Source organism: Streptomyces sp. NPDC088762 (genome assembly GCF_044750905.1).
GTDB lineage: Bacteria > Actinomycetota > Actinomycetes > Streptomycetales > Streptomycetaceae > Streptomyces.
The window spans coordinates 70,950-93,744 of sequence record NZ_JBIVKT010000018.1 but is presented as its reverse complement, the minus strand read 5'-3'; the positions used below and the strand labels follow the sequence as shown (position 1 = coordinate 93,744).

The 22,795-nt window shown below is 72.8% G+C and carries 19 protein-coding genes and 1 pseudogene; 16 read left to right on the top strand and 4 right to left on the bottom strand.

The window, feature by feature from the left end; all coding sequences use genetic code 11:
- The first annotated feature begins 73 nt into the window (after positions 1 to 73).
- The 3 genes and pseudogenes from ACIP5M_RS30560 (at position 74) to ACIP5M_RS30550 (ending at position 4,432) form a co-directional block, all read left to right on the top strand.
- Positions 74 to 1,039, top strand: coding sequence for a helix-hairpin-helix domain-containing protein (locus ACIP5M_RS30560; RefSeq protein ID WP_401202658.1), 966 nt, complete (start codon positions 74 to 76; stop codon positions 1,037 to 1,039).
- Positions 1,036 to 3,417: pseudogene (locus ACIP5M_RS30555) on the top strand (ComEC/Rec2 family competence protein); the annotation flags it as partial. The gene ACIP5M_RS30560 and the pseudogene ACIP5M_RS30555, both read left to right, overlap by 4 nt.
- Positions 3,418 to 3,550: 133 nt before the next feature.
- Positions 3,551 to 4,432 carry a YceI family protein gene (locus ACIP5M_RS30550; RefSeq protein WP_401202656.1) on the top strand — a complete coding sequence of 294 codons (882 nt, stop codon included), beginning with the start codon at positions 3,551 to 3,553 and terminating at the stop codon, positions 4,430 to 4,432.
- A 26-nt stretch (positions 4,433 to 4,458) separates the two neighbouring features.
- Here the strand turns inward: ACIP5M_RS30550 and ACIP5M_RS30545 are convergent, their stop codons facing one another.
- On the bottom strand, positions 4,459 to 4,701 hold the full coding sequence (locus tag ACIP5M_RS30545) for a hypothetical protein (RefSeq protein WP_401202655.1): 243 nt from the start codon (positions 4,699 to 4,701) through the stop codon (positions 4,459 to 4,461).
- 76 nt (positions 4,702 to 4,777) lie between these two features.
- On the opposite strand from ACIP5M_RS30545, the gene holA reads away from it, so the two are divergent.
- On the top strand, positions 4,778 to 5,770 hold the full coding sequence (gene holA / locus ACIP5M_RS30540; RefSeq protein WP_401202653.1) for a DNA polymerase III subunit delta: 993 nt from the start codon (positions 4,778 to 4,780) through the stop codon (positions 5,768 to 5,770).
- A 626-nt stretch (positions 5,771 to 6,396) separates the two neighbouring features.
- Here the strand turns inward: holA and rpsT are convergent.
- On the bottom strand, positions 6,397 to 6,663 hold the full coding sequence (gene rpsT, locus ACIP5M_RS30535; protein ID WP_356868905.1) for a 30S ribosomal protein S20: 267 nt from the start codon (positions 6,661 to 6,663) through the stop codon (positions 6,397 to 6,399).
- A 244-nt stretch (positions 6,664 to 6,907) separates the two neighbouring features.
- On the opposite strand from rpsT, the gene lepA reads away from it, so the two are divergent.
- From lepA to ACIP5M_RS30515, 4 genes are all read left to right on the top strand, one after another.
- Positions 6,908 to 8,773, top strand: coding sequence for a translation elongation factor 4 (gene lepA / locus ACIP5M_RS30530; RefSeq protein WP_401202650.1), 1,866 nt, complete (start codon positions 6,908 to 6,910; stop codon positions 8,771 to 8,773).
- A 222-nt stretch (positions 8,774 to 8,995) separates the two neighbouring features.
- A complete protein-coding gene (locus tag ACIP5M_RS30525) occupies positions 8,996 to 10,885 on the top strand; it encodes an AMP-dependent synthetase/ligase (protein ID WP_401202649.1) in 1,890 nt (629 codons plus the stop codon).
- 238 nt (positions 10,886 to 11,123) lie between these two features.
- Positions 11,124 to 12,356: a radical SAM family heme chaperone HemW gene (gene hemW / locus ACIP5M_RS30520; RefSeq protein WP_401202647.1), complete on the top strand. Its 1,233-nt coding sequence runs from the start codon at positions 11,124 to 11,126 to the stop codon at positions 12,354 to 12,356.
- 103 nt (positions 12,357 to 12,459) lie between these two features.
- On the top strand, positions 12,460 to 13,047 hold the full coding sequence (locus ACIP5M_RS30515; RefSeq protein WP_401202646.1) for a Uma2 family endonuclease: 588 nt from the start codon (positions 12,460 to 12,462) through the stop codon (positions 13,045 to 13,047).
- On the opposite strand, the gene ACIP5M_RS30510 is transcribed toward ACIP5M_RS30515, so the two are convergent.
- Positions 13,025 to 13,834, bottom strand: a complete 810-nt coding sequence (locus ACIP5M_RS30510; protein ID WP_401202644.1) for a DUF3097 domain-containing protein — start codon at positions 13,832 to 13,834, stop codon at positions 13,025 to 13,027. The two genes, ACIP5M_RS30515 and ACIP5M_RS30510, sit on opposite strands and share 23 nt — an antisense overlap.
- A gap of 28 nt (positions 13,835 to 13,862) precedes the next feature.
- Entirely contained in the window at positions 13,863 to 14,588 is a 726-nt protein-coding gene (locus ACIP5M_RS30505) for an MBL fold metallo-hydrolase (protein WP_401202642.1), read from the bottom strand.
- A gap of 146 nt (positions 14,589 to 14,734) precedes the next feature.
- Here ACIP5M_RS30505 and hrcA point away from each other — a divergent pair, with 146 nt between their 5' ends.
- The 8 genes from hrcA to ACIP5M_RS30465 all read left to right on the top strand — a co-directional run bounded on the left by hrcA (position 14,735) and on the right by ACIP5M_RS30465 (position 22,793).
- A complete protein-coding gene (gene hrcA, locus ACIP5M_RS30500) occupies positions 14,735 to 15,751 on the top strand; it encodes a heat-inducible transcriptional repressor HrcA (RefSeq protein ID WP_401202640.1) in 1,017 nt (338 codons plus the stop codon).
- Entirely contained in the window at positions 15,752 to 16,891 is a 1,140-nt protein-coding gene (gene dnaJ, locus ACIP5M_RS30495) for a molecular chaperone DnaJ (protein WP_401202638.1), read from the top strand. It begins immediately after the preceding gene.
- Between the two features lie 168 nt (positions 16,892 to 17,059).
- Entirely contained in the window at positions 17,060 to 18,151 is a 1,092-nt protein-coding gene (locus ACIP5M_RS30490; RefSeq protein WP_401202636.1) for a nitronate monooxygenase, read from the top strand.
- Complete coding sequence (locus ACIP5M_RS30485; RefSeq protein ID WP_401202635.1) at positions 18,148 to 18,894, top strand: 16S rRNA (uracil(1498)-N(3))-methyltransferase; 747 nt, start codon at positions 18,148 to 18,150, stop codon at positions 18,892 to 18,894. The genes ACIP5M_RS30490 and ACIP5M_RS30485 overlap by 4 nt, the downstream gene beginning before the upstream one ends.
- 193 nt (positions 18,895 to 19,087) lie before the next feature.
- Positions 19,088 to 19,447 (top strand): histidine triad nucleotide-binding protein, encoded by a 360-nt coding sequence (locus ACIP5M_RS30480; protein ID WP_401202634.1) that lies wholly within the window; start codon positions 19,088 to 19,090, stop codon positions 19,445 to 19,447.
- A 2-nt stretch (positions 19,448 to 19,449) separates the two neighbouring features.
- Positions 19,450 to 20,355, top strand: a complete 906-nt coding sequence (locus ACIP5M_RS30475) for a ribonuclease Z (RefSeq protein ID WP_401202633.1) — start codon at positions 19,450 to 19,452, stop codon at positions 20,353 to 20,355.
- Between the two features lie 136 nt (positions 20,356 to 20,491).
- Entirely contained in the window at positions 20,492 to 21,589 is a 1,098-nt protein-coding gene (locus ACIP5M_RS30470; RefSeq protein WP_401202632.1) for a carbohydrate kinase family protein, read from the top strand.
- Between the two features lie 160 nt (positions 21,590 to 21,749).
- Positions 21,750 to 22,793: a PhoH family protein gene (locus tag ACIP5M_RS30465; protein WP_401202630.1), complete on the top strand. Its 1,044-nt coding sequence runs from the start codon at positions 21,750 to 21,752 to the stop codon at positions 22,791 to 22,793.
- Positions 22,794 to 22,795: the final 2 nt, after the last annotated feature.

Here is a 22,795-nt window from a genome sequence, read left to right as displayed (position 1 = left end):
CCACAACGGGCTGGTTGTCCCCCGGAATTGAGGGCTCCGAACGGCGCCCGTGCTTCGCCCCTACCGTCGTGGCATGACTCTTCGAACGCGTACCTCACATCCGTCGGGCTCGGGCGCCACCAGCGGCCCGGGCCGTCCCCGACTCTCCGACAGCCGTGTACGGCACCGCCGTGAGCGGCGCCGCCCCCATCCCGAACCGGCCGCGGTGCGCCGCCGCGCGGAGGCCCTGCTGGGCGGCAGCAGTCCGCCACCGGCGGAGTCGTCTGCCGCGCCGGCGGCGCCGTCCTCGTTGCAGCCCCCGCCTCCGCCCGCGGTCCCCGCTCCCGTCGAGGCGGCGTCCGGAGCCCCGCCCGGGGAGGCGGCCGAGTCGTCCGCCGGGCGGGCGCGGAGGCTGGCCGTACGGGAACGGCTGCCGGTGTGGCTCCAGGCCCGTTGTGCGGTGGAGCCGCGCACGGTGGCCGCGGTGGCGGTGGTGCTGGCCGCCGGGCTGGGCTTCGCGGCGCAGCAGTACTGGTCGGCGCGGCCGCAGCCGGTGACCGTGCCCGCAGTGGTCAACCCCGGCCCGGGGGCCGCGACGGCGCCCGCCCTGGCGGGAATCGCCGGCCCGCCCGCCCCCGCCGGTGCCGCCGGGCGGATCGTGGTCGACGTGAGCGGCAAGGTCCGGGACCCGGGTGTGCGGCGGCTGCCTGCCGGCTCGCGGGTCGAGGACGCACTGGCCGCCGCCGGGGGAGTGCGGCCGGGTACGGACACCTCCGGGCTGAACCGGGCCCGGGTGCTGGTGGACGGCGAACAGGTGCTGGTGGGCGCCCCCGCACAGCCGCCGCCGGGCGGGGCGGGGCCGAGTCCCGGCCCCGTCAGCCTCGGCACGGCCACGGTCGAGCAGCTGGACGACCTGCCCGGAGTCGGGCCCGTGCTGGCCCAGCACATCGTGGACTTCCGCACCGCACGCGGGGGTTTCCGCTCCGTGGAGGAGCTCCGACAGGTCAACGGCATCGGGGAGCGGCGCTTCGCCGACCTGCGCACGCTGGTGAGGCCGTGAACCGCCCAGGGGACCGCAGGCCGGCGGACCTGCGCCTGGTCGTGCCCGCCCTGGCCGCCTGGGCGGCAGCCGCCCTCGCCCTGGACGCCCCGGCGGGCGTGAGCGCCGCCGGGGCGGGCCTGGCGGTGGTCGCCGCCGGGCTGCTCCTGGCGGTCGGATGCCGTCGCCCCCGGGCGCTGTGGAGGATCGCCCCGGCGGCTGCCGCGGCGTTGCTGTGCGCGGCGGCCGGCGCCGGGGTGGCGGGGCTCCAGCGGGCCGAAGCACGGGCCGGGCCCGTCGCCGCGCTGGCCCGCGAGCATGCCCGTGTCCAAGCGGAGCTCACCGTCGGCTCCGATCCGCGGGTCCCGCTCTCCCCGAGCGGGAGCGGGCCGCCCCTGGTGGTGCTGGACGCGGTGGTGACCCGGGTGACCGGACCCGATGGGGCGAGCACCCGGGTGCGGACCCCGGTACGGATGCTCGCGGGACACCCGGGATGGGCGCGGCTGCAGCCCTCCACCCGGGTCGCGGTGGTCGCACGGCTCGCCCCGGCGCGGAGCGGGGAGCGGGCGGTGGCCCTGCTGCGCCCGGCCGGTGACACCCCGCCCGAGGTGAGCGGCGGACCGGATCCCGCGCAGAGGTTCGCCGGACGGCTGCGGGCCGGGCTGCGCCGGGCCACCGAAGGGCTCGCACCGGACGCCAGGGCCCTGCTGCCGGGGCTGGTCGTCGGGGACACCTCCAGGGTGCCGCCGGACCTGCACGAGGCCTTCCGGGCCACCGACCTGCTGCACCTGCTGGCCGTCTCCGGATCCAACCTGACCGTGGTGCTGTTCCTGCTCATCGGGCCGCCGGCCCGCGCACAGCAGGCCGAGCGGGGCGGACTGGCGCCCCGGCTGGGACTCTCGCTCCGGGCGACCGCCCTGGGCGGGGCGGCCCTGATCCTGGCCTTCGTGGTGGTGTGCCGGCCGGAGCCCAGCGTGCTGCGGGCCGCGGCCTGCGGCGCCATCGGCCTGGTGGCCATCGCCACCGGGCGGCGCAGATCACTGGTCCCGGCTCTGGGCGCCGCCGTGCTGCTCCTCGTGCTCTACGACCCTTGGCTGGCCCGCAGTTACGGCTTCCTGCTCTCGGTCCTGGCCACCGGGGCCCTGCTCACCCTCGCTCCCCGGTGGAGCGAAGCCCTGCAGCGGCGCGGGATGCGGCCCCGGCTCGCCGAGGCCCTGGGGGCCGCCGCGGCCGCCCAGGCGGTGTGCGCGCCCGTGGTCGCCGTGCTCGCCGCCCGGGTCAGCCTGGTGGCGGTGCCGTGCAACCTGCTGGCCGAGCTGGCGGCCGGTCCGGCGACCGTGCTCGGCTTCGCGACGCTGGCGGTGGCCCCGGTGTGGATGCCCGCGGCCCGGGTGCTCGCGTGGTGCGCCGGGGTGCCGGCCGGGTGGATCGCCGCCGTGGCCCGGGCCGGGGCACGGCTGCCGGGAGCGGAGCTGTCCTGGCCGGGCGGGCTCACCGGCGGGCTGCTGCTGGCCGCCGCCACCGTGGTCCTCGTCGGCCTCGGCGCGCGGTTCGGCCGGCGGCGGTGGGTGTGTGCCGCCCTGGCGGTGCTGCTGCTCCTCGTCGTCCTGCGGCCGCCGCAGCTGACCCGTACGCTCACCGGATGGCCCCCGCCCGACTGGAGCTACGTCCAGTGCGCCGTGGGCCAGGGGGACGCCGCCGTACTTGCCGTCGGCCCGGGCGAGGCCGTCGTGGTCGACACCGGTCCGGATCCAGGTCCGGTGGACTCCTGCTTGAGGTCCCTGGGCGTGCGCCGGGTGCCGATGCTGCTGCTGACGCACTTTCACGCCGACCATGTGGGAGGTCTGCCAGGGGTGCTGCGCGGCCGGTCCGTGGGTGTGATTCAGGCCACCGCGCTGGAAGAGCCGCGGGGCCAGGCGGAGTTCGTCCACCGGGCCGCTGCGGCCGCAGGGGTGCCCGTCGTCCGGGCGGTGGCCGGGGAGCGGCGGCGCGCCGGACCGCTGGAGTGGCAGGTGCTCTGGCCGCCTTCCGACGCGCCCCCGCCCGAGGGGCCCAACGATGCGAGCGTGGCCCTGCTGGTGCGGGGCGCGGGACTGACGCTGCTGCTGCTCGGTGATCTCGAACCACCGTCCCAGGAAGCCCTGTTGAGGGGTCATCCGGAGCTGGGGCCGGTGGACGTGCTGAAGGTCGCGCACCACGGTTCGGCGCACCAGGACCCGGCGCTGCTCGCCCGAGCCCGGCCCCGGCTCGCGGTCGTCCCGGTCGGTGCGGGCAACCGCTACGGGCACCCCGCACCCCGTACGCTCGCCCGGCTGCGGGCGGTGGGGGCGACCGTACTGCGCACCGACACCGACGGCTCGATCGCGGTCACCGGAAGCGGCCTGGGGATGCGGGCGGTTCCGGCCAACCGGCGGCGGCGCCGGTGTGGGCATACCGGGCGCGACCATTCTGTTTGCCCCCAACCCGGCAGCATGATCGAATGCGTCTTCGCCAGAGCGGTCCAAGTCCACACAGCACGGGGGTGCATCAGCCATGTTCGGTCGCCGACGGGGGATGGAGACGGCCGGAAGTTCCAGCCCACACACATCCGCGACACTGAGCCTGCCGCCGACGGCACGGCTGCTCAGCTGCCGGGTTCTCGACACCGTCCACCAGCCGGTCCGGCAGGCCGCGTTCGAGGTGACCGACCCGATCGGCCGCCGGATCGTCAGCGGGGAGACCGACCCGTACGGCGGATTCACGGCGGCCGTGCCGGAGGGGGAGTACCGGCTCTCGGTCACCGCGGAGGGGTACGCGCCGTTCCACGGGGCGACGCTCGTGGGGGACCCCGCGCAGCCCGGTACGGGGGAGATCATCCTCGACACGGTGGAGCCGCCGCTGCTGCCGCAGCCCGGCCACTGGGAGCTCGACCCGACCCACTCGTCCATCGGCTTCACGGCCCGGCACATCGGCTTCGCGCGGATCCGCGGCCGGTTCAACACGTTCGCCGGCGCGGTTCGGATAGCCGAGCGCATGGAGGACTCCTCCATGCACGTGATCATCGATGCGGCGAGCATCGACACCGGGGTGCGGATGCGCGACGACCACCTGAGGTCGGCGGACTTCCTGGACGCGGCCCGTCACCCCACGGTGGAGTTCTACAGCGAACGGTTCATCCACCGCAGCGGCAGCCGCTGGGCCGTCGCGGGGGCCCTCACCCTCCATGGGGTGAGCAGCTCCGTCACCCTGGACACCCGGTACCTGGGCCTCGGCACGGGCCTGGAGGGCGAGCCGCGGGCCGCCTGCCGGGCCACCGCCGAACTGCAGCGCGAGGACTTCGACCTGAACTGGCAGTCGATTCTGGCCCACGGCATCGCGGCGATCGGTTCGAGCGTGCAGGTGACCCTGGACGTCCAGATCGTCCACAAGGCCTGAGGCCAGGGCCCCGGGCGACGGGGCCCCTAGGGGGCTTCCAGCCAGCCCTCGTACTCGGCGGCGAGGGCGTCCAGGGCGGTGGCGTCGAGCTGTTCGCGCGGGTCCTCGACGACCACCAGCCACTGGGCGTCCTCGGCGTCGTCCTCGCCGGCGAGGGCGTCGCGGACCAACTGCGGTTCCTCGGGGAGGCCGAAGCGGTCGACCGCCTCCTGCGCCACATCCTCGGCGGCGTCACGGTCGGGCAGGACGAGTACATGTCGCACGTTCACGCGACCATTCTCGAGTATGCGCCGAGCGGGGCCGCCGCGCGGGGGGCTGTCAGTGCGGCGTGGGATGCTGGAGCCGATGGCCACCAGGAAGAACTCAACCGACGATCCGCTCGCCCCGCTCACCCTCGCGGTGGGGCAGGAGGACCTGCTGCTCGACCGTGCCGTGCGGGAGGTGGTGGCGGCCGCCCGCGCCGCCGACCCGGACACGGACGTCCGCGACCTCGCCTCCGAGCAGCTCCAGCCCGGCACGCTGGCCGAGCTGACGAGCCCCTCGCTCTTCTCCGAGCGCAAGGTCCTGGTCGTGCGGAACGCCCACGACCTGTCCGCGGACTCGGTCAAGGAGGTGAAGGCGTACCTCGACGCGCCCTACGAGGAGATCATCCTCGTCCTCCTCCACGCGGGCGGCGCCAAGGGCAAGGGCCTGCTGGACGCGGCCCGGAAGGCGGGTGCGCGGGAGATCGCCTGCCCGAAGATGACCAAGCCGGCGGACCGGCTGGCCTTCGTCCGGGGCGAGTTCCGCACGCTGGGCCGCTCGGCGACCCCGGAGGCGTGCCAGACGCTCGTCGATGCGATCGGCAGCGACCTGCGGGAGCTCGCGAGTGCGGCCGCGCAGCTGTGCGCGGACGTCGAGGGGACGATCGACGAGGCCGTGGTCGGCCGCTACTACACCGGGCGGGCGGAGGCCTCCAGCTTCACGGTCGCCGACCGGGCGGTCGAGGGGCGCGCGGCGGAAGCCCTGGAGGCCCTGCGCTGGTCGCTGTCCACCGGGGTGGCGCCGGTCCTGATCACCAGCGCGCTGGCCCAGGCCGTGCGCGCGATCGGCAAGCTGGCCTCCGCCCCGCGCGGGGCCCGCCCGGGCGACCTCGCCCGGGACCTCGGCATGCCGCCGTGGAAGATCGACCGGGTCCGCCAGCAGATGCGCGGCTGGTCGGCGGACGGTGTCGCGGACGCCCTGCGCGCCGTGGCGGCCGCCGACGCGGGAGTGAAGGGCGGCGGCGACGACCCCGAGTACGCCCTGGAGAAGGCGGTCGTGGCAGTGGCCCGCGCCGCCCGCCCCCAGCGCCGCTAGGACGGACCTCCCGCCTCGGGACCCGAGCGGGCCTGGCCCCGGGTTCGATGCGCCCTGCCGCCCTGCCCCTGCCGCCCTGCCGCCCTGCCGCCCTGTTTTGCCCTGGCCCGCTGGTGGGTTCGGGGCGCCGCGGCCCGGGTGGTTGTGGGCGGGGTGCACCGCCGGGGGTGGGGTGCTTCCGGCGGCTCGGCGGGGGGCGCGGTCCTGTGCGTGCCGCTCCGGGCGGAGCCGGGGCTCCGCCTGGGGTGGGGCGGCGCTCGGTGTCCGGATCCCGGCGGGCTGGTCTCCGTAGAAGATGCATATGCCCTCACGGAGAAGGGCCTCGCCCTGTGGCCGGCCCTGAGCCACCTGATGCAGTGGGCCGCCGCCCGCCCGACCGGCACCGGCTGTGCGACCCGCCCGGCGCCGCCGACGTCACCATCCGCTCCGGCCTGTCGCCTACCTCCGGGGTAGCACGAAGGCCCCGGGCGCCACCCTGGGGAAGGGTGGTGACCGGGGCCTTCGTCGTTACTGCTCTGTGTGCGCCGCACCCGCGTGGCGAACGCAGGCCGCGTGCGGCGCGGTGTGCCGGTCCGGAGCGGAAGAGAGGGCCCGCTGGGTCCTTACCGGCGATTCACATCGAGAGCTCAGCCCTGCAGGGAGGCAACCTTGGAGGCCAGCGCCGACTTCTTGTTGGCGGCGGCGTTCTTGTGGATGACACCCTTCGAGACAGCCTTGTCGAGCGCACGCGCGGCGGCGCGGGAAGCCACGGTGGCCTTCTCGACGTCACCGGCGAGGACGGCCTCGCGGGCCTTGCGGATCGCGGTCTTGAGCGAGGACTTGACGGCCTTGTTGCGCAGGCGCGCCTTCTCGTTCGTCTTGTTCCGCTTGATCTGGGACTTGATGTTCGCCACGAAAGAGCCTTTTCAGGTTCAGAGTTTGATCTTCGGATTGTGCCTCGACAGCTGAGAGGGCATACGAGACACAGCTGCCCAGGCTACCAGGCACGCTTCGGGCAGCCCAAACCGAGCGCACTGCCCCGTCCATGGGACCATGGGAGCCTGCGTACAGATCCGACATCGCGCCGACGAAGGCGACGAGATCCGAACTTTCGCTCCGAGCTTCGTTCCGACTGCGACCCGAGAATCAGGACACTGCGTGCCCGCGATCCCCAGCCACGTGCCCGAGCCGAGCCGTACCGACCCGGCGCTGATCCGCAACTTCTGCATCATCGCGCACATCGACCACGGCAAGTCGACCCTTGCCGACCGGATGCTCCAGCTCACCGGTGTGGTCGACCAGAGGCAGATGCGCGCCCAGTACCTCGACCGCATGGACATCGAGCGTGAGCGAGGCATCACGATCAAGTCCCAGGCGGTCCGGCTGCCCTGGGCGCCCACCACGGGCGAGGGTGAGGGCAAGACCCACATCCTCAACATGATCGACACTCCCGGGCACGTCGACTTCACCTACGAGGTCTCGCGCTCCCTCGCCGCGTGCGAGGGCACGATCCTGCTGGTGGACGCCGCGCAGGGCATCGAGGCGCAGACCCTCGCCAACCTGTACCTGGCGATGGAGAACGACCTCGCGATCGTCCCCGTCCTGAACAAGATCGACCTGCCGGCCGCGCAGCCGGAGAAGTTCGCCGAGGAGCTCGCGAACCTGGTCGGCTGCGACCCGGACGACGTGCTGCGCGTCTCGGCCAAGACGGGCCTCGGTGTCGACGCGCTGCTCGACAAGGTCGTCGCCACTGTCCCGGCCCCGGTCGGCGTCAAGGACGCGCCCGCCCGCGCGATGATCTTCGACTCGGTCTACGACTCGTACCGCGGCGTGGTCACCTACGTCCGTGTGGTCGACGGCCAGCTCAACAAGCGCGAGCGCATCAGGATGATGTCCACCGGCGCCACGCACGAGCTGCTGGAGATCGGCGTCTCCTCCCCGGAGATGACCCCGGCCGACGGCATCGGCGTCGGCGAGGTGGGCTACATCATCACCGGCGTGAAGGACGTCCGTCAGTCCAAGGTCGGTGACACCATCACCAGCCTCAGCAACGGCGCGACGGAGGCCCTCGGCGGTTACAAGGACCCGAAGCCGATGGTCTTCTCGGGCCTGTACCCGCTGGACGGCTCGGACTACCCCGACCTGCGCGAGGCCCTGGACAAGCTCCAGCTCAACGACGCCGCGCTCGTCTACGAGCCGGAGACCTCCGCGGCGCTCGGCTTCGGCTTCCGCGTCGGCTTCCTCGGCCTGCTCCACCTGGACGTGGTCCGCGAGCGCCTCGAGCGCGAGTTCGGCCTCGACCTGATCGCCACCGCGCCCAACGTGGTCTACCGGGTGGTGCTGGAGGACGGCAAGGAAGTCACCGTCACCAACCCGAGCGAGTTCCCCGAAGGCAAGATCAAGGACGTCTTCGAGCCGGTCGTGCGGGCCACCGTGCTCGCGCCCACCGAGTTCATCGGCGCGATCATGGAGCTCTGCCAGCAGCGTCGCGGCACCCTCCTCGGCATGGACTACCTCTCCGAGGACCGGGTCGAGATCCGCTACACCCTCCCCCTCGCTGAGATCGTCTTCGACTTCTTCGACCAGCTGAAGTCCAAGACGCGCGGCTACGCCTCCCTCGACTACGAGCCCACCGGCGAGCAGGCCTCCAGCCTGGTCAAGGTCGACATCCTGCTGCACGGCGACAAGGTCGACGCCTTCTCCGCCGTCACCCACAAGGACGCCGCCTACGCCTACGGCGTGCGCCTGGTCGCCAAGCTGCGCGAGCTCATCCCGCGGCAGGCCTTCGAGGTGCCGATCCAGGCCGCGATCGGCTCCCGCGTCATCGCCCGCGAGACCATCCGCGCCATCCGCAAGGACGTCCTCGCCAAGTGCTACGGCGGTGACATCTCCCGTAAGCGGAAGCTGCTGGAGAAGCAGAAGGAAGGCAAGAAGCGGATGAAGATGGTCGGCTCCGTGGAGGTCCCGCAGGAGGCCTTCATCGCCGTCCTCTCCAGCGACGAGTCCGGCGGCAAGAAGAAGTAGCCGATCAGGCAGCGGTGCGGGCGATCGTCGGCGCCCGCCGCCCGCTCGTGTGTGAAAACAGGCCCCCACGCGGAAGCGCGGGGGCCTGTTTCGTTATGAATCGGCCGCTCGCGGGCCCTTACGCGCCAGGCGGAGGGCCCCTAGTCTGATCACTGCTCGATGGTTACTCGCCAGTTACAAGACCCTGAATGACAGCCCCTGCCGCTGGTCCGGAGGACGTCCGTGAGCGACACACAGACCTTGATCGAGAACCGCCCGCCCACCGTGGCGGCCCTCTTCCTTGAGCGCGTCGCCGCCACGCCCCATGCGGAGGCGTACCGGTTCCCCGTTCCGGCGGCCGGCGGCCAGGGCCCCGACGACTGGAAGTCGCTGAGCTGGGGCCAGGCGGCCGACCGGGTCTTCGCCATCGCCGCCGGCCTGATCGGCCTCGGCCTCGGCCCGGAGGAGCGCGTCGCGCTCGCCTCCAACACCCGCGTGGAGTGGATCCTCGCCGACCTCGGCGTCATGTGCGCCGGCGGCGCGGTCACCACCATCTACCCCAGCACGAACGCGGAGGAGTCGGCGTTCATCCTCGCGGACTCCGACAGCCGGGTGCTCATCGCCGAGGACGGGAAGCAGCTGGCGAAGGCACGCGAGCGCCGCGCCGACCTGCCGCACCTCGCCCACGTGGTGGTCGTGGAGGCGGCCGATGCGCTCGCCGCCGAGGGGGACCCCGAGGGCTGGGTGCTCTCGCTCGCCGACCTGGAGGAGCGCGGCAAGGAGTACCTGGCCAAGCACCCCGAGGCGGTCAAGGAGCGGATCGCGGCCATCACCGCCGACCAGCTCGCCACGCTCATCTACACCTCCGGCACGACCGGCCGCCCCAAGGGCGTCCGGCTGCCGCACGACAACTGGTCGTACATGGCCAAGGCCACCGTCGCCACCGGCATGATCTCCAGCGACGACGTCCAGTACCTGTGGCTGCCGCTCGCGCACGTCTTCGGCAAGGTGCTGACCTCCGGTCAGATCGAGGTCGGGCACGTCACCGCCGTCGACGGCCGCATCGACAAGATCATCGAGAACCTGCCGATCGTGCAGCCGACCTACATGGCGGCCGTCCCGCGCATCTTCGAGAAGGTCTACAACGGGGTCGCGGCCAAGGCCCGGGCCGGCGGCGGAGCCAAGTACAAGATCTTCCAGTGGTCGGTGGGCGTGGCCCGCGAGTACGCCAAGGTCACCCAGGACAACTTCCGCCGGACCGGCCAGGCGACCGCCCCCCTCGGCCTCGCCACCAAGCACAAGATCGCCGACGCGCTCGTCTACTCCAAGCTCCGCGAGGCCTTCGGCGGCAACCTGCGCGCCGCCGTCTCCGGCGCCTCCGCCCTGGCCCCCGAGATCGGCTACTTCTTCTCCGGCGCGGGCATCCACATCCTGGAGGGCTACGGCCTGACCGAGTCCAGCGCAGCCTCCTTCGTCAACCCGGGCGAGGCCTACCGCACCGGCACGGTCGGCAAGCCGCTCCCCGGCACCGAGGTCCGCATCGCCGACGACGGCGAGGTCCTGCTGCGCGGCCCCGGCATCATGCAGGGCTACCACGGCAAGCCCGAGCAGACCGCCGAGGTGCTGGAGTCCGACGGCTGGCTGCACACCGGTGACATCGGCGAGCTGTCGCCCGACGGCTACCTGCGCATCACCGACCGCAAGAAGGACCTGATCAAGACCTCGGGCGGCAAGTACGTCGCCCCGGCCGAGGTCGAGGGCCAGTTCAAGGCGATCTGCCCGTACGTGTCGACCATCGTCGTGCACGGCGCCGACCGGAACTTCTGCTCGGCGCTGATCGCGCTCGACGAGCCGTCGATCCTGGGCTGGGCGGCCGAGAACGGCCTGGAGGGGAAGACGTACGGGGAGGTCCTGGCGGCGCCGGAGACCGCGCGCATGATCGAGACGTACGTGCAGACCCTGAACGAGGGCCTGCAGCGCTGGCAGACGGTCAAGAAGTTCCGGATCCTGCCGCGCGACCTGGACGTGGAGCACGGGGACCTCACGCCGAGCCTGAAGCTGAAGCGGCCGGTCGTCGAGCGTGAGTTCAAGCACCTGATCGAGGAGATGTACGAGGGGGCGCGCGAGGCCTGACGCCTGCCGCGGGCTCGGGGGGTGGGGTGGCTGGGCTGCCCCGCCGCCCCCGCCAGTGCCGGGCGTACGGCCGTGGTTCCCTGCGGCGCCGCTTCCCGGGGCTCCGCCCCGGACCCCGCGCCTCAAACGCCGGCGGGGCTGGTTTTGCCCCCGCTCGAGTACGCGGGTGCGGCTGCAGGAGCGGGCTCCCTCGCCGGAGGGCGGTCTCGGACGTGCGGCGGTGCGGGATGATGGGGGTATGCCTTCCGCACTGCCCGATGGTGAACCCATGCCCGAAGACGGCTCGCTGCCGTCGCACGCCCTGGCGGGCGCCGGGGACCGGCCGCTCGGGTTCTACCTGCACGTCCCGTACTGCGCCACGCGCTGCGGGTACTGCGACTTCAACACCTACACGGCCACCGAGCTGCGGGGCACCGGCGGGGTGCTCGCCTCCCGGGAGAACTACGCCGACACCCTGATCGACGAGGTCAGGCTCGCGCGCAAGGTGCTCGGGGACGACCCGCGGGAGGTCCGGACCGTCTTCGTCGGCGGCGGTACGCCCACGCTGCTGCCCGCCGGGGACCTCGTACGGATGCTCGCGGCCATCCGCGACGAGTTCGGTCTGGCGCCCGACGCCGAGATCACCACCGAGGCCAACCCGGAGTCGGTGAATCCGGAGTACCTGGCCGAGCTGCGGGCCGGCGGCTTCAACCGGATCTCCTTCGGCATGCAGAGCGCCAGGCAGCACGTCCTGAAGGTGCTGGACCGCACGCACACCCCCGGCCGCCCGGAGGCATGTGTCGCCGAAGCCCGCGCGGCGGGGTTCGAGCACGTCAACCTGGACCTGATCTACGGGACGCCCGGCGAGTCGGACGACGACTGGCGGGCCTCGCTGGAGGCCGCGCTCGGGGCCGGCCCGGACCACATCTCGGCGTACGCGCTGATCGTGGAGGAGGGCACGCAGCTGGCCCGCCGGATCCGTCGCGGCGAGGTCCCGATGACGGACGACGACGTGCACGCCGACCGCTACCTGATCGCCGACGCCGTGATGGCCGAGGCCGGCTACTCCTGGTACGAGGTGTCGAACTGGGCCACCTCGGAGGCCGGGCGCTGCCTGCACAACGAGCTGTACTGGCGCGGCGCCGACTGGTGGGGCGCGGGCCCCGGCGCCCACTCGCACGTCGGCGGGGTCCGGTGGTGGAACGTCAAGCACCCGGGCGCCTACGCGGCGGCGCTGGCCGCGGGCCGCTCCCCGGGCGCGGGCCGCGAGCTCCTCTCCGAGGAGGACCGCCGGGTCGAGCGGATCCTGCTGGAACTGCGCCTGGTGGACGGGGTCCCGCTGTCCCTGCTGGCCCCGGCCGGGCTCAGAGCTGCAGGGAAGGCGCTCGCGGACGGGCTGCTGGAGGCGGGCCCGTACGAGGCCGGGCGGGCCGTGCTGACCCTGCGGGGGCGGCTCCTGGCCGACGCGGTGGTCCGGGACCTGGTGGACTGACCACTCGCGCGGGTGAATCCGGGCGGGACCGGCGCGAGCCTGCCTATCCTGTTCCTAGGCTGCCACCGTAAGTGACGGCGGCAGGACGCGGAGGACCACGGAGATGACCGCTGTGGATGACCGGCTGATCACGGATGCCGTCCAAGCCTTCGAGGACCTGGAGGTCCCCGAGGGTTTCAAGGCGGAGCTCCTCAGGGGGGACATCGTGATGATGGCCGGGCCCGATTGGGTCCATAATCTGATCGTCCTGCATGTGCAGAAGCAGATCCCACTCGACAAGTGGTATCCGGTGCAGACGCAGGACATCGCGATTCCCGGAGAGTCCTCGGAGCCGCAGCCGGACCTCGTGGTCGTCGAGCACGGTGCCTTCGACGGTCCGGGCAGGCTCGTGCCCGCCCCGGCCATCACGCTGCTCGTCGAGGTCGTGTCCAAGAACAGCTCGGTCGCCGACTATGGGATCAAGCGTTCGATGTACGCGGCGGGCCAGGTCCCCGCCTACCTGATCATCGATCCGTTCGAGGCGGAATGCCTGCTCCTCACGGAGCCGACCGGTGCCGGGGAGGACGCCGACTACAAGGTCGAACGAAGGGTGCCGTTCGGCGACCCCGTCCCCCTGGCCGTCCTGGACCTCAAGCTGGAGACTGGCGAGTTCGGCACGCTGCCGAAGTTCAAGAAGTACCACCGACAGTGACGAAGTCGATCAGCTCCTCGACCCGGCCCAGGAGGGTCGGCTCCAGGTCCTTGTAGGACGTCACCCGGGACAGGATGTGCTGCCAGGCGGCCCCCGTGTTCTCCGGCCAGCCCAGCGCCCGGCAGATGCCCGTCTTCCAGTCCTGACCGCGCGGAACCTCCGGCCACGCGCCGATGCCGAGCGCGGACGGTTTCACCGCCTGCCAGACGTCCACGTACGGGTGGCCCACGACCAGCACGTCCGGTGAGGTCACCGAGGCCGCGATGCGGGACTCCTTCGAGCCGGGGACCAGGTGGTCCACCAGGACCCCCAGACGGGCGTCCGGCGCCGGGGCGAACTGCGCCACCACGGCCGGGAGGTCGTCGATGCCCTCCAGGTACTCCACCACCACGCCCTCGATGCGCAGGTCGTCACCCCAGACCCGCTCCACCAGCTCCGCGTCGTGCCGGCCCTCGACGTAGATCCGGCCCGCCCGTGCCACCCGCGCCCGGGCCCCCGGAACGGCCAGCGAGCCCGACGCCGTCAGCCGCGGCGCGGAGGGCGCCCGGGACGGCCGGACCAGCGTGACGACGGCGCCTTCCAGCAGGAAGCCGCGGGGCTCCATCGGGAACACCCGCCGCTTGCCGAACCGGTCCTCCAGGGTCACCGTGCCGGCCTCGCAGGCGACCACCGCGCCGCAGAAGTCCATACCGGCCACCTCGACCACCAGATCGGGCTCGGCCGGCACTTCCGGCACGGCCTTGGGGCGCTTCCACTGCGGGGTCAGGTCGGGGGAGTACTCGCGCATCCGGCCGACACTAGGAGAGCCGCGGCCGTCACGTCTCCGACACGCCGAAACGGGCGGCCAGTGTGGCGCGTTGCGCACGCACGAAGCCCGCGTCGACCACCGCTCCGTGACCCGGCACGTACAGCGCGTCCTCGCCGCCCAGCGACAGCAGCCGGTCCAGGGCCGCGGGCCACTGCCGCGGCACGGCGTCTGTGCCCGCCTGCGGCTCGCCGGACTCCTCCACCAGGTCCCCGCAGAACACCGCCTCCCGCTCGCCGGGTACGCAGACGGCCAGGTCGTGCCCGGTGTGGCCCGGTCCCACGTTGGCGAGCAGCACCTGCACCCCGCCCAGGTCCAGCGTCCACTCCCCGGACACCAGGTGCTTCGGCAGCACCAGCAGGTCCACCGCCTCCGCGGCCTCCGCCTCGGCCAGGCCGTGGCGGACCGCGTCCGCGCGCAGCGCCTCCCGACCCGTCGACAGCAGCGCGTCGAGTCCGACCGCACCGTAGAACTCGGCCCCCGCGAAGGCGGCCCCGCCCAGTACGTGATCGAAATGGCCGTGCGTGAATGCGATATGGGTCACGTGCCGTCCGGTCAGCCGCTCCGCCTCGGCCCGCACCGCGGCACCCTCCCGCAGGCAGGAACCGGGGTCGATCAGGAGCACCGACTCGTCCCCCACCACCAGCCCCACCGTGCAATCCCACACCGGAAGCCGCCTCCGGCCGGTCCGCCCGGTCAGCCGTTCCCAGCCCGCCTCTTCCCAACGCACGTCCATGCCGCGACGCTACCCTGGCGGGCCTCCCTTGCCAGGGTCTTACTACCCGGCCGTACACTGAGCGGGGGGATCTCTGGCACTCGAACGATCAGAGTGCCAACGAACTGCCCACGAACAAGGCAACGGACCAGCTGGAGGTGCGCGCGATGCTCAGCGAACGCAGACTCGAAGTGCTGCGCGCCATCGTCCAGGACTACGTCGGGACGGAGGAGCCCGTCGGCTCCAAGGCGCTCACCGAGCGGCACCGTCTCGGCGTCTCGCCCGCCACCGTGCGCAACGACATGGCCGTGCTGGAGGAAGAGGGCTACATCGCCCAGCCCCACACCAGCGCCGGCCGGATCCCCACCGACAAGGGCTACCGGCTCTTCGTCGACAAGCTGGCGGGGGTCAAACCGCTGTCGTCGCCCGAGCGCCGCGCCATCCAGAACTTCCTCGACGGCGCCGTCGACCTGGACGACGTGGTCGGCCGCACCGTGCGGCTGCTCGCGCAGCTCACCCGGCAGGTCGCGGTCGTCCAGTACCCCTCGCTGACGCGCTCCACCGTGCGCCACGTCGAGCTGCTGTCGCTGGCCCCGGCCCGGCTGATGCTCGTACTGATCACGGACACCGGGCGCGTCGAGCAGCGGCTGATCGACTGCCCGGCGCCCTTCGGCGAGACCTCGCTGGCGGATCTGCGGGCCCGGCTCAACAGCAGGGTCGTCGGCCGCCGGTTCACCGATGTCCCCCCACTCGTCCAGGACCTCCCCGAATCCTTCGAGGCCGAGGACCGCGGCACCGTCTCCACCGTGCTCGCGACGCTCCTCGAAACCCTGGTCGAGGAAGCCGAGGAGCGGCTGATGATCGGCGGCACCGCCAATCTCACGCGCTTCGGACACGATTTTCCCCTGACGATCAGGCCGGTGCTCGAGGCGCTGGAGGAGCAGGTCGTGCTCCTCAAGCTGCTCGGCGAGGCCAATGAGTCGGGAATGGCCGTACGGATCGGGCATGAGAACGCCTACGAGGGGCTGAACTCCACGTCGGTCGTCTCGGTCGGTTACGGTTCGGGCGGCGAAACCGTCGCCAAGCTCGGCGTGGTCGGACCGACCCGCATGGACTACCCCGGAACGATGGGAGCGGTACGCGCAGTGGCACGTTACGTCGGACAGATCCTGGCGGAGTCGTAAGTGGCCACGGACTACTACGCCGTTCTCGGCGTGCGCCGCGACGCATCGCAGGACGAGATCAAGAAGGCATTCCGGCGGCTTGCGCGCGAGCTGCACCCGGATGTGAACCCCGATCCCAAGACGCAAGAGCGTTTCAAGGAGATCAACGCCGCCTACGAGGTCCTCTCGGACCCGCAGAAGAAGCAGGTCTACGACCTCGGCGGCGACCCGCTCTCCTCCTCGGGCGGTGGCGGCGGAGCCGGCGGCTTCGGCGCGGGCGGCTTCGGCAACTTCTCCGACATCATGGACGCCTTCTTCGGCCAGGCCTCGCAGCGCGGCCCGCGCTCGCGGACCCGCCGCGGCCAGGACGCCATGATCCGCCTGGACCTGGAGCTGGACGAGGCGGCCTTCGGGACCCAAAAGGACATCCAGGTCGACACGGCCGTCGTCTGCACCACCTGCTCCGGTGAGGGCGCCGCCCCCGGCACCTCGGCGCAGACGTGTGACATGTGCCGCGGCCGCGGTGAGGTCTCGCAGGTCACCCGGTCCTTCCTGGGCCAGGTCATGACCTCGCGCCCCTGCCCGCAGTGCCAGGGCTTCGGCACCGTGGTCCCCACCCCGTGCCCCGAGTGCGCGGGCGACGGCCGGGTCCGCTCCCGCCGCAGCCTCAAGGTCAAGATCCCGGCCGGCGTCGAGAACGGCACCCGGATCCAGCTCTCGGGCGAGGGTGAGGTCGGCCCCGGCGGCGGCCCCGCCGGCGACCTGTACGTGGAGATCCACGAGCTGCCGCACCCGACCTTCCAGCGGCGCGGGGACGACCTGCACTGCACGGTCACCATCCCCATGACGGCGGCGGCCCTGGGCACCAAGTGCCCGCTGGAGACGCTGGACGGCATGGAGGAGATCGACATCCGGCCCGGCACCGGGTCGGGGCAGTCGATCCCGCTGCACGGGCGGGGCGTCACGCACCTGCGGGGCGGCGGGCGCGGGGACCTGATCGTCCACGTCGAGGTCACCACCCCGACCAAGCTGGACGCCCAGCAGGAGGAACTGCTGCGCCAGCTGGCGAAGCTGCGCGGCGAGGAGCGCCCGATGGGCCAGTTCGCGCCGGGGCAGCAGGGCCTGTTCAGCCGCCTGAAGGACGCGTTCAACGGCCGCTGACCGGCCCGCGATCCGATACGCCGAGCCCGGCCGGGGACGCCCCCGGCCGGGCTCGCCGCATCCCCCGGCCGGGCCCGCCGCAGCCGTTCCGGCCACGCCGGGAAGCGGACTATGCCAGGCGAATGCGGTGATTCGGCCCCCTGAGCGGGACATGGCACGATGCAGTCCATGTCCACCGCACCGAACGGTCTCTGCCGCCATCCGATCGTGCAGGCTCCCATGGCGGGCGGCGCCTCCTGTCCTCCCCTCGTCGCCGCCGTGTGCGAAGCGGGCGGACTGGGCTTCCTGGCCGGCGGCTACAAGACCGCCGACGGCATGTACCAGGAGATCAAGCAGGTGCGCGCGCTCACCCGGCGCGCCTTCGGCGTGAACCTCCTCCTGCCGCAGACCGGCTACGTGGACCCGGCCGCCGTGGAGGCGTACCGCGGGCAGCTGGCCGGCGAGGCCCGCTGGTACGACGTCTCCCTCGCCGACGAGGACATCATCGGCACCAGCGACGACGGCTACGACGCCAAGCTGGCCATCCTCCTGGAGGACCCGGTCCCCGTCGTCTCCTTCACCTTCGGCTGTCCCACGCCCGTGGCGCTCGCGGCCCTGCGCAAGGTCCGTACGTACACCGTCGTCACCGTGACCTCCGTGGAGGAGGCGCGCGCCGCGCAGGAGGCGGGCGCGGACGCCGTGTGCGTCCAGGGCGTGGAGGCGGGCGGCCACCAGGGCACCCACCGGGACGACCCGCAGGCCGACGGCACGGCGGCCGTCGGACTGCTCGCGCTGGTGGCGCAGGTACGGGAGGCCGTGGCCCTCCCGATCATCGCGGCGGGCGGCCTCATGCGGGGCTCGCAGATCGCCGCGCTGCTGGCGGCGGGCGCGGAGGCGGGCCAGCTCGGAACCGCCTTCCTGGCCTGCCCCGAGTCGGGCGCGCACCCGCTGCACAAGAAGGCGCTGACCGACCCGCTGTTCGTACGGACCGAGCTGACCCGGGCCTTCTCCGGGCGGCCCGCGCGGGGGCTGGTCAACCGCTTCATGCGGGAGCACGGGCCCTACGCCCCGGCCGCCTACCCGCAGATCCACCACCTGACCTCGGGGCTGCGCAAGGCGGCCGCCGCGGCCGGGGACCCGCAGGGCATGGCGTTGTGGGCGGGCCAGGGGCACCGGCTGGCGCGGACGCTGCCGGCCGGGGAGCTGGTGGAGGTGCTGGCGGCCGAACTGGCCGAGGCGCAGAGCACGTTGAAGGCAAGACAGATGAGGAGTGCGTCATGACCGCCCCGGTGTTCGTGGTCGAAGAGGTCCCCGCGGGACCGGAGTTCGTCCTGGACGGCCCGGAGGGCCGGCACGCGGTGTCCGTGAAGCGGCTGAACCCCGGCGAGGACGTGGTCCTGACCGACGGGCGGGGCCACTGGACGGAGGGCGTCGTCAAGGCCGCCGAGGGCAAGGACCGCCTCGTGGTCATGGACCTGCACACCGTCGAGGAGGAACCGGAGCCGCAGGTGCGCATCACCGTGGTCCAGGCCCTCCCCAAGGGGGACCGCGGAGAGCTGGCCGTCGAGACCATGACCGAGACGGGCGTGGACGCGATCGTGCCGTGGCAGGCCTCGCGCTGCATCACCCAGTGGCGCGGCGAGCGCGGGGCCAAGTCCCTGGCCAAGTGGCGGGCCACGGCCCGGGAGGCGGGCAAGCAGTCCCGCCGCGTCCGCTTCCCGGAGGTGGCCGAGGCCATGTCCACCAAGCAGGTGGCGGCGCTGCTCGCCGGCGCCGACCTGGCGATGGTCCTCCACGAGGACCGCGACACCCCCTCCGAGGCACTGGCCACGGCCGAACTGCCCGCCTCCGGCTCCGTCGTGCTGGTGGTCGGCCCCGAGGGCGGGGTCTCCCCGGAGGAGCTGGCCGTCTTCGCCGGGGCGGGGGCCCACCCCTACCGCCTGGGCCGCTCCGTGCTGCGGACCTCCACGGCCGGCACGGCCGCGACCGCCGTCCTGCTGGCCCGCACCGGCCGCTGGTCCTGACGGCCGGGGCGCGCTCCCGGCGCGGACGGGACCGGAGCGGGCCCCGGCCGGCCGGAAGCGGGACCCGAACCGGCCGGGACCGGACCGGACGGGACCGAACCGGGAGGCCCAGACCGGGCCTCGGCCCGCGGCGGGCGCACGGCTGGATACGATGCCCCGACCGATCACGATCACCGTCACGAGAGGCGAAGCAATGGCCGGGGAACCGCAGGCCGACTGCCTGTTCTGCAAGATCGTCGCGGGGAAGATCCCGGCGACGGTGGTCCGGGAGACCGAGACGACCGTCGCCTTCCGGGACATCAACCCCCAGGCGCCCACCCACGTGCTCGTCATCCCGAAGGTGCACTACCCGGACGCCGCCACCCTCGCCGAGGCCGAGCCGGCCGTCGCCGCCGACATACTGCGTGAGGCCGCACGGATCGCCGCCGACGAGAAGATCGCCGACCACGGCTACCGGATCGTCTTCAACACCGGCACCGGCGCCGGCCAGACCGTCTTCCACACCCACGCGCACGTCCTCGGCGGCCGTGGCCTCGAGTGGCCCCCCGGATAGTCGTGTCCGTACGCGAATTCGTGGTGCTGGGCACCGCCAGCCAGGTGCCCACCCGCCACCGCAACCACAACGGCTACCTCCTCCGCTGGGACGGCGAGGGCATCCTCTTCGACCCGGGCGAGGGCACCCAGCGCCAGATGCTCCGCGCCGGGGTGGCCGCGCACGACATCAACCGGATCTGCGTCACGCACTTCCACGGTGACCACAGCCTCGGCCTGGCCGGCGTGATCCAGCGCATCAACCTCGACCGGGTCCCGCACCCCGTCACCGCGCACTACCCGGCCTCCGGGCAGAAGTTCTTCGACCGGCTCCGGTACGCCACGGCCTACCGGGAGACGGTGATCATCGACGAGGAGCCGGTCGCCGCGGACGGGCCGCTGGCCCGCGGGGCCTCGTACGTCCTGGAGGCCCGGCGGCTCTCGCACCCGGTGGAGTCCTTCGGCTACCGGCTCACCGAGCCGGACGGGCGCCGGATACTGCCCGGACTGCTCGCGCGGCACGGGATCAAGGGGCCCGACGTCGGCCGGATCCAGCGGGAAGGCGCGCTGAACGGGGTCACCCTCGAGGAGGTCAGCGAGCCGAAGCCGGGACAGCGGTTCGCGTTCGTCATGGACACCCGGCTCTGCGACGGGGTGGAGGCGCTGGCGGAGGCCTGCGACATGCTGGTGATCGAGTCGACCTTCCTCGACGAGGACGCGCAGCTCGCCGCCGACCACGGGCACCTCACCGCCGGGCAGGCGGCACGGGTGGCGCGGGACGCGGGCGTCCGGCACCTGGTGCTGACGCACTTCTCGCAGCGGTACTCCGACCCGTCCGAGTTCGAACGGCAGGCCCGCGCGGCGGGATTCGAGGGCGAGCTGACGGTGGCGGCGGACCTGCTCCGGGTCCCCCTGCCGAAGCGGGTCTAGGGGGTTCCCGAAGAGGCGGAAAACGGCGCCGTGAAGGTGATCTGCGACACACTGGGGTTTGGCTCCCCCCGCAAGGGGCAGGGCTGGCAGCTTTCCACCGCAGAAACGACCCTTCAAGAGCTACGGGGAGTACACCGTGACCAGTCGGGACAGCATCGACAGCCGCGCCGCCGCAGTGGACCCCCTCGGTCCGCTGCGGGACCCCCAGGAACCGGGCTGCGACGTCTTCCTCACCGGGACGGTCTTCCTCGACATCATCTTCACCGGCCTCGACTCCGCACCCGTGCGCGGTACGGAGTCCTGGGCCCGCGGCATGGGCTCCAGCCCCGGCGGCGTGGCCAACATGGCCACCGCCCTGGCCCGCCTCGGCCTGCGCACCTCGCTGGCCGCCGCCTTCGGGGACGACCACTACGGCGAGTACTGCTGGGACGCCCTGGAGCAGGGCGAGGGCATCGACCTGTCCATGTCCCGGACCATCCCCGGCTGGCACAGCCCCGTCACCGTCTCCATGGCCTACGAGGGCGAGCGCACGATGGTCTCGCACGGCCACGAGGCGCCTCCGCCGTCGGGCCCCGGGCCGTTCCCGCAGTGCCCGCCGCTCGCCCGCGCGGCCGTGGCCTCGCTCGCCCCGGGCCGCGGCGAGCAGTGGATCGGCGAGGCCGCCCGGCGCGGCTCGCGGGTCTTCGCGGACGTGGGGTGGGACGAGAGCGGGCGGTGGGACCTGGGGGCCCTGGCCGACCTGGAGCACTGCGAGGCCTTCCTGCCGAACGCGGGCGAGGCCATGCGGTACACGCGGACCGACTGCCCGCGCGCGGCGGCCCGGGCGCTGGCCGAGAAAGTGCCGATCGCGGTGGTGACGATGGGCGCGGAGGGTTCGTACGCGGTGGACGGGCGCACCGGCGAGACGGCGCACGTACAGGGGATCACCGTGGACGCGCTGGACCCGACCGGGGCGGGGGACGTCTACGTGGCGGGCTTCGTCACCGGGACCCTGGCGGGCTGGCCGCTGGCGGACCGGCTGGCCTTCGCCGGGCTGACGGCGGCCCTGTCGGTCCAGGAGTTCGGCGGCTCCCTGTCGGCCCCAGGCTGGCCGGAAGTGGCCCACTGGTGGCTGACCGCCCCCGAGGCCCTGCGCGGCCGCTACGGCTTCCTGGACGACCTGATCCCGGGGGCCTCGACCCCCGCGGCCCGCCGCAGAGCGGTCCCGACGATCGGTTTCCGCCACTCCGCGTAGGCCTGCGCCGGGCTCTCCCCGTCGCGCTGTGCACCGGCGTCGCAGCAGGGCGTAAAACCCCTCGGGGAAGCCGCGGCGGGGACGTACGCTTGGTTATCCGGAGGTCGTCGATCGGCGCGGCCCCTCAGCGGGAGGTATGTGCAGGCCACAGTGCCGGCCCATGACTCAGACACCCACAGCCCACATCCCCGTGCCGGGGCAGGCGCGAGCCCACTTCACCGTTCCGGCCAGGCACCCGATGGTGACGGTGCTCGGCTCCGGTGACGCCCTGTTGCGCGTCATCGAGAAGGCCTTCCCGAAGGCCGACATCCATGTTCGGGGCAATCAGGTCAGCGCGGTCGGCGACGCGGTGGAAGTCGCCCTGATCCAGCGCCTGTTCGACGAGATGATGCTGGTGCTCCGCACCGGGCAGCCGATGACGGAGGACGCAGTGGAACGCTCGATCGCCATGCTCAAGGCGAGCGGCAACGGCAAGGCGGGCGGGCCCGAGGAAACGCCCGCCGAGGTGCTCACCCAGAACATCCTCTCCAGCCGCGGCCGCACCATCCGCCCCAAGACCCTGAACCAGAAGCGGTACGTCGACGCGATCGACAAGAACACGATCGTCTTCGGCATCGGCCCCGCCGGTACCGGCAAGACGTACCTGGCCATGGCCAAGGCGGTCCAGGCGCTCCAGTCCAAGCAGGTCAGCCGGATCATCCTGACCCGGCCCGCCGTCGAGGCGGGGGAGCGGCTCGGCTTCCTGCCGGGCACCCTCTTCGACAAGATCGACCCGTACCTGCGCCCGCTCTACGACGCCCTGCACGACATGCTCGACCCGGATTCGATCCCGCGGCTCATGGCGGCCGGGACCATCGAGGTGGCCCCCCTCGCCTACATGCGTGGTCGCACGCTCAACGACGCGTTCGTCGTCCTCGACGAGGCGCAGAACACGACCACCGAGCAGATGAAGATGTTCCTCACCCGTCTCGGCTTCGACTCGAAGATCGTCATCACCGGTGACATCACCCAGGTCGACCTGCCGGGCGGCGCGAGGAGCGGTCTGCGCCAGGTCCAGGAGATCCTGGACGGGGTGGCGGACATCCACTTCTCGCGGCTCACGTCCGAGGATGTCGTCCGGCACAAGCTGGTCGGCCGTATCGTCGACGCGTACGAGAAGTACGACGACGCCCATCCGGCCCCGAACGGCCTCCAGCGGAAGTAGAA

Excerpts from the sequence above, each read along its gene's own strand:
- ACIP5M_RS30560 (WP_401202658.1), top strand. The coding sequence starts at position 74 with ATGACTCTTCGAACGCGTACCTCACATCCGTCGGGCTCGGGCGCCACC.
- ACIP5M_RS30550 (WP_401202656.1), top strand. The coding sequence starts at position 3,551 with ATGTTCGGTCGCCGACGGGGGATGGAGACGGCCGGAAGTTCCAGCCCA.
- holA (WP_401202653.1), top strand. The coding sequence starts at position 4,778 with ATGGCCACCAGGAAGAACTCAACCGACGATCCGCTCGCCCCGCTCACC.
- hemW (WP_401202647.1), top strand. The coding sequence starts at position 11,124 with ATGCCTTCCGCACTGCCCGATGGTGAACCCATGCCCGAAGACGGCTCG.
- ACIP5M_RS30515 (WP_401202646.1), top strand. The coding sequence starts at position 12,460 with ATGACCGCTGTGGATGACCGGCTGATCACGGATGCCGTCCAAGCCTTC.
- ACIP5M_RS30510 (WP_401202644.1), bottom strand. The coding sequence starts at position 13,834 with ATGCGCGAGTACTCCCCCGACCTGACCCCGCAGTGGAAGCGCCCCAAG.
- ACIP5M_RS30505 (WP_401202642.1), bottom strand. The coding sequence starts at position 14,588 with ATGGACGTGCGTTGGGAAGAGGCGGGCTGGGAACGGCTGACCGGGCGG.
- hrcA (WP_401202640.1), top strand. The coding sequence starts at position 14,735 with ATGCTCAGCGAACGCAGACTCGAAGTGCTGCGCGCCATCGTCCAGGAC.
- ACIP5M_RS30490 (WP_401202636.1), top strand. The coding sequence starts at position 17,060 with ATGTCCACCGCACCGAACGGTCTCTGCCGCCATCCGATCGTGCAGGCT.
- ACIP5M_RS30485 (WP_401202635.1), top strand. The coding sequence starts at position 18,148 with ATGACCGCCCCGGTGTTCGTGGTCGAAGAGGTCCCCGCGGGACCGGAG.
- ACIP5M_RS30480 (WP_401202634.1), top strand. The coding sequence starts at position 19,088 with ATGGCCGGGGAACCGCAGGCCGACTGCCTGTTCTGCAAGATCGTCGCG.
- ACIP5M_RS30465 (WP_401202630.1), top strand. The coding sequence starts at position 21,750 with ATGACTCAGACACCCACAGCCCACATCCCCGTGCCGGGGCAGGCGCGA.